General features: G+C 56.8%; 7 protein-coding genes. 3 read left to right on the top strand and 4 right to left on the bottom strand.

Going from position 1 to position 5439, the window contains the following annotated elements; genetic code table 11:
* On the bottom strand, positions 1–515 hold a 515-nt coding region (locus QZ517_RS19435; RefSeq protein ID WP_294230504.1), incomplete at its 3' end, for a class I tRNA ligase family protein.
* Positions 516–685: 170 nt separating this feature from the next.
* On the opposite strand from QZ517_RS19435, the gene QZ517_RS19430 reads away from it, so the two are divergent.
* A complete protein-coding gene (locus tag QZ517_RS19430) occupies positions 686–1966 on the top strand; it encodes a glycosyltransferase (RefSeq protein ID WP_366766411.1) in 1281 nt (426 codons plus the stop codon).
* A gap of 55 nt (positions 1967–2021) precedes the next feature.
* Here the strand turns inward: QZ517_RS19430 and QZ517_RS19425 are convergent, their stop codons facing one another.
* The gene (locus QZ517_RS19425; protein WP_283423993.1) at positions 2022–2498 is read right to left on the bottom strand and encodes a DUF3576 domain-containing protein; all 477 of its coding nucleotides are present in this window, start codon (positions 2496–2498) and stop codon (positions 2022–2024) included.
* Positions 2499–2810: 312 nt separating this feature from the next.
* Here QZ517_RS19425 and QZ517_RS19420 point away from each other — a divergent pair, with 312 nt between their 5' ends.
* Together QZ517_RS19420 and QZ517_RS19415 are read left to right on the top strand one after the other, a co-directional pair.
* Positions 2811–3743, top strand: a complete 933-nt coding sequence (locus tag QZ517_RS19420) for a porin (protein ID WP_294230499.1) — start codon at positions 2811–2813, stop codon at positions 3741–3743.
* Between the two features lie 106 nt (positions 3744–3849).
* On the top strand, positions 3850–4500 hold the full coding sequence (locus QZ517_RS19415; RefSeq protein WP_294230496.1) for a YggS family pyridoxal phosphate-dependent enzyme: 651 nt from the start codon (positions 3850–3852) through the stop codon (positions 4498–4500).
* On the opposite strand, the gene QZ517_RS19410 is transcribed toward QZ517_RS19415, so the two are convergent.
* Positions 4497–4997, bottom strand: a complete 501-nt coding sequence (locus QZ517_RS19410; protein ID WP_294230494.1) for a L,D-transpeptidase family protein — start codon at positions 4995–4997, stop codon at positions 4497–4499. The genes QZ517_RS19415 and QZ517_RS19410 overlap by 4 nt on opposite strands.
* Positions 4994–5439 (bottom strand): GTP cyclohydrolase II (gene ribA / locus QZ517_RS19405; RefSeq protein ID WP_294230491.1); only part of this gene is annotated, 446 nt, incomplete at its 5' end. The genes QZ517_RS19410 and ribA, both read right to left, overlap by 4 nt.

Here is a 5439-nt window from a genome sequence, read left to right as displayed (position 1 = left end):
GCTTCAACCTGCTCGTTCGCGAGCACAGTCATGTCCACCGGATCCCAGTTCACCACCGCGTTTTTGCGATACACCAGACCTTCTTGCAGGAAGTCGAGGAACAGCGCCTGCTGTTGACCATAGTAGTCCTCGTCACAGGTGGCAAACATACGCGACCAATCCAGCGACAGGCCCAATGGCTTCATCTGCTCAACCATTGTGTCGATGTTGGAATAGGTCCAATCTTTCGGGTGACCGCCCGACGCCATCGCGGCGTTTTCGGCTGGCATACCAAAGGCGTCAAAGCCCATCGGGTGCAGCACATTGTGCCCCGTGGAAATCTTATACCGCGCGATCACGTCGCCCATGGTGTAGTTGCGCACGTGGCCCATGTGCAGCTTGCCCGACGGGTATGGGAACATCTCCAGCACGTAATACTTGGGTTTGCTCTCATCCCGAACGGCCTTGAAGGTCTCGGTTTTGGCCCAGGCCTCTTGCCAGCGGGCTTCAATCTCTGCGGGGCTATAGCGCGACATGCGGTGGCACCTTTTCATCTATTCGTGTCAGCCACCTCAAAAGCGTGGCGCGGGTTGCGCAAGGTGATAGGCCGCCCGCGCCCCTTGGTCCAGTCAGAAGCGCCGCAATTTGACCTATCCCATGGCTTACGACGGCCAATTTTCACGCTATACCCTCATAAGAAGAAAATTTGAGACAGGTCGTTGGCGTGAAAATCCTCTTTATCCACCAGAATTTCCCCGGACAGTTCAAACATCTGGCACCGGAACTGGTTGCGCGGGGCCATGATGTGCGCTCGATCACATTGCGCGCCAAAGGGCGTGGCAAGTGGCAAGGAGTGGAGCTCTACCCCTATCAGATCAAACGCAAGCCGGCCCAAGGGCTGCACCCATGGATGGTGGACTTTGAAACCAAAGTGCTGCGGGCTGAGGCCTGTTATGCCGCTGCCCGCCGTCTGCGCGATCAAGAAGATTACACTCCGGATGTGATTGTCGCGCACCCCGGATGGGGAGAATCGATGTTCCTGCGCGATCTCTGGCCCACTGCGCGGATCGGTCTCTATTGTGAGCTCTATTATGCGCTGCACGACACCGACACGCATTTTGATCCAGAATTCCCCAGGCAAAACGCCGACACCGATTCCATCCGCCTGCGCCTGAAGAACCTCAACAACATGATGCACCATCAATCGGCGGACCTCGGCATCAGCCCGACTAAGTTTCAGGCAGATACCTTCCCACCGGAATACAAAGAGATGATCAGTGTCATTCATGACGGGATCGACACTGATGTGGTGCGCGCCAACCCTGACGCGTCTCTGACCTTAGAAGATGGCAGCGTGCTGACGGGGGATGACGAGGTCATCACCTTTGTGAATCGCAACTTGGAGCCGTATCGCGGCTACCACATCTTTATGCGTGCCCTGCCGGAACTACTAAAACAGCGCCCCAATGCGCGTGTCCTTATTGTTGGCGGGGATGAGGTCAGCTACGGCGCGGCCCCACCCAAGGGGCAAACCTGGAAACAAATCTATATTGACGAAGTGCGGGGACAAATCCCGACCCCCAATTGGGAGCGCGTGCATTTCTTGGGCAAAGTGCCTTACGACACCTTCCTCTCCATGCTGCAAATCAGCCGTGCACATGTCTATCTGACATATCCTTTTGTGCTGAGCTGGTCGCTGATGGAGGCCATGGCCATCGGCGCGCCAATCATCGCCAGCGACACGTCGCCGGTCACGGAGGTCATTGCCCATGGCGAAACCGGCCGTCTGTTTCCGTTTTTCGAAGGCAATCGCATGATCGAAGAAATTTGCACCGTCCTGGATGATCCCGACATGCGCGCCAATATGGCGAAGGCCTCTCGCGCCTTTGCGGTGGAAAACTATGATCTGCAAAGCTGCTGCCTGCCCAAGCAACTGGAGTGGATTCAGAAGCTGCACGATATGCCCCCGGGCGCGTTGCGCAGCTGAATCAAAAAAGCCGCAGTCCTAAGGCTGCGGCTTCTGAAAATCAGTATTCGTCAGATCAGATCTTGCGATCGGCGATCCGGATTTGCCGTGCGCGTGTCAGGATCGCATCTTCAACCGCTCGCGCTGTGCTTTCCGGCACCGCGCGGCCACCGCTGGACTGTAAGGCCACATTCAGCGAGCGCGCATCCAACGAGGAATCACGAATATAGATTGTTGCGCGATACGACCGTCCGCCACCGGGTGGTGTGCCATATCCGGTGGAGATCACGCCACTAAAAGGATCAACCGTCTGAACCGGCAGGAAGTCCAAAACTTCCATCGACGCGGCCCACAGGTATTTGTTCACCCGCACAGTCTCGTCCGAATTGTCCGGTCCAAAGATGTCCCAGATGGTTTCGCGTTCCTGGCTGTATTCCGTTGTGCGGCCATCCGCCAAAAGGCCGGTCGGGTTTTTATCCCTATTGCCACAGGCGCTTACACTCAGCGCAGCAACAAGTGCGGCCAACAGGGCGGGACGACGGTATAGTTCCATAAAACTGCCTCAAGACGTGGTTTGTACCCGTCCTAGCCAACCCCTACGCATTGGGCAAGAGTCTTACGCCTTATATAGGGACGCGACAGGTTCAGCAGAGAAATGCTTCAACCCTGCTTATTGGTTAATCTATCGGCGGTTTTTTGCTTGGGAAAACCAACTGTGGCATGTCTGCATCACGTCTGGTCATCTTCTCTTAAAGCTTCGCGCCGTGCTTGCCAAAACACCCCCAAAAGAGCGAGAGACTACGGCATACCTGATCTGGGATTCTCCAGGTTGGGCGCATGAATTGGAAATCCGAGGGAAAAAATCATGAAAAAGATTCTCTTCGCATCGACTGCACTCGTTGCTACCGCTGGCGTTGCCGCCGCTGAACTGACATGGTCTGGCTCCGGCCGCTTGGGTGTTACATACACCGAAGACGCAGCTAACGACACCATGCTGGACCACCGCTTCCGTCTGACCGTAAACGGCGTGACCGAAACTGACGGTGGCGTTAAGTTCGAAGGCCGTATTCGTTGGCAGGCTGACGATGCAGCCAACAACGGTGCAGGCGCAACCGGCGGCGCAGGCGCAGCTGGCTTCGCAGTATCCACCGGCGGCTTCCGTGTAGACGTTGGTTCCGTCTCTGACGTGTTCGATTCCGGTGACGTAGTGTCTTGGGGTGGTAACGGCGTTGGCTACACTGGTTTCTTGGACCAGGCAGCAAACTTCGAAGGCTTCCGCAAAGAAGGTTTCGGTGCTGGCGCATCTGACGCACAGACCATCAAAGGCCTGTACTCCATCAGCGACTTCACTGTGAACGCGTCTTACACACTGAACGACACCAACATCGCAGGCTCCGATGAGTCCTGGCAGATCGGTGCCGGCTACAACTTCGGCGCACACCGCATTGGTGCAATGTACGGCGACAACGCTGACGCACACGCCAACGCTGGTTCCCAGTGGGCGATCGGTGCTGACGGTTCCTTCGGTGACTTCTCCTACACCGCTCTGGTTGGTGACAACGACTCCAACGACAACGCTGGTGGCGACATCATGGTTGGTCTGTCCGGTGCATACGCTGTGTCCGCAGCTGGCTCCGTAACTGGCTTCGTGTCCACCGGTGGTGCAGCTGCCAACGACACTTCCTACGGCATCGGCTACGCGCACTCCCTGGGTGGCGGCGTATCTCTGGCAGCAGGCGTTGGTTCCAACAAAGCTGGCAAGACCCAAGCAGACGCAGGCGTGACCTTCAGCTTCTAATAGCTGAACCACACCAAGTCTTTGGGGCGGGCTCGCAAGAGCCTGCCCCTTTCTTTTTGTGCAAAACCATGATTTTTGCAGGGCAGCACCAACAAGAGGCCTGTCCATGTCGCTCTCCGAAATTCAACGCCGCATTGCCAAATCCGAATCCGCTGCCGGGCGTCCGTCTGGCGACACCAAATTGATCGCGGTCAGCAAGCGCCAACCGGATGATGTGGTGGAGGCAGTTCTGACAGAGGGCCACCGCCTTTTTGGCGAAAACCAGGTGCAGGAAGCTGCGGGCAAATGGCCCACCTTCCGCGAAACCTACCCAGACGCCGAAGTTCACTTGCTGGGCCCGTTGCAAACCAACAAAGCCCGTCAGGCCATTACCCTGTTTGATGCCATCCATTCGCTCGATCGTCCAAAACTGGCCAATACTCTTGCCCGCCTTGCGCAAGAAGAGGGCACGTGCCCGGACTTGTTCATTCAGGTGAACACCGGTGAAGAGGAACAGAAGTCTGGCGTGCTTTTGGCGGATGTTGATGGCTTTGTCACCGAATGTCGTGCGCTGGATTTGCCGGTAGTTGGCCTGATGTGTATCCCGCCGGCAAACGAAGAGCCGTCACTGCATTTTGCTCTGCTTGCCAAACTGGCGGCCCGCAATGGCCTCGTAGGCCTATCCATGGGCATGAGCAGCGACTATGAACGCGCTGTCGCTTTGGGCGCAACACATGTGCGTGTTGGCTCTGCCATTTTTGGTGCCCGGGCCACTTAAGCTGGAGTGACAATCACCCGCGTGCCCGGCTTTGCTCGGGCCGCGATCCAATGTAAGTGATTGCGATCAAAGGCAATGCAGCCTTCTGTTGGATATCCCGACCGCCGCCACTGGTGCAGAAAAATCGCGGAGCCACGGCCCGCTTCTGCCTCCGGCCAATTCCAATCGGTGAGCAAAATCACGTCATAGAGCGGATCACTGCGGTGCAGTTTCTCATGACTTGCCGCATAAGGTGCGCGCACCAGTTGATTGTAGTCCGCATCCTCTGACGCATCGGACCACAGATCGTCTTTGCCGATTGCGAACGCCCACGGTGCAGGTTGAGCCACACGGTCCGCACGATACAGCAGTCCGGTGACGTGATGCGCACCCACAGGGGTTGCCCCATCACCCTCACGTTTATCCTGACGGATGCCACCTTTGCCAATGCTGCATGGGAAATAGCGCCCCATAAAGCGCACCCCACGTGGGGTCAGAACCAGATCATTTGGCGTCACAACATATGTCCCGACTTCTGCGCTTTGGTGGCCAAATACGCCTGATTGTGGGCGTTCTCACCCACTTTAAGCGCCACCCGCTCCGCCACGGCCACGCCTGCTTTTTCCATCATTGCAATCTTACGCGGGTTATTGGTCAGCAGCCGGACTGAGGAAAAGCCCATTTCCTGAAGGATTTTTGCCCCAATCCGGAAATCGCGCTCATCATCCTCAAAGCCCAACCGGTGGTTGGCTTCCACCGTGTCAAACCCCTGATCTTGCAGGGAATAGGCCCGCATTTTGTTGGCCAATCCAATGCCGCGCCCTTCTTGGTTGAGGTACAGCAACACACCGTTGCCTTCTGCGCCCATAAACCCCAGAGCGGCCTGCAGCTGCGGCCCGCAATCACATTTCAAACTGCCCAACACATCGCCGGTAAAACAGGCTGAGTGCAGCCGTGCCA

Origin of the sequence: uncultured Shimia sp. (assembly GCF_913054185.1) — a bacterium.
Lineage (GTDB): Bacteria > Pseudomonadota > Alphaproteobacteria > Rhodobacterales > Rhodobacteraceae > Shimia.
Note: the sequence above shows the minus strand (reverse complement) of the source record. Positions and strands in the feature narration are given on the sequence as shown.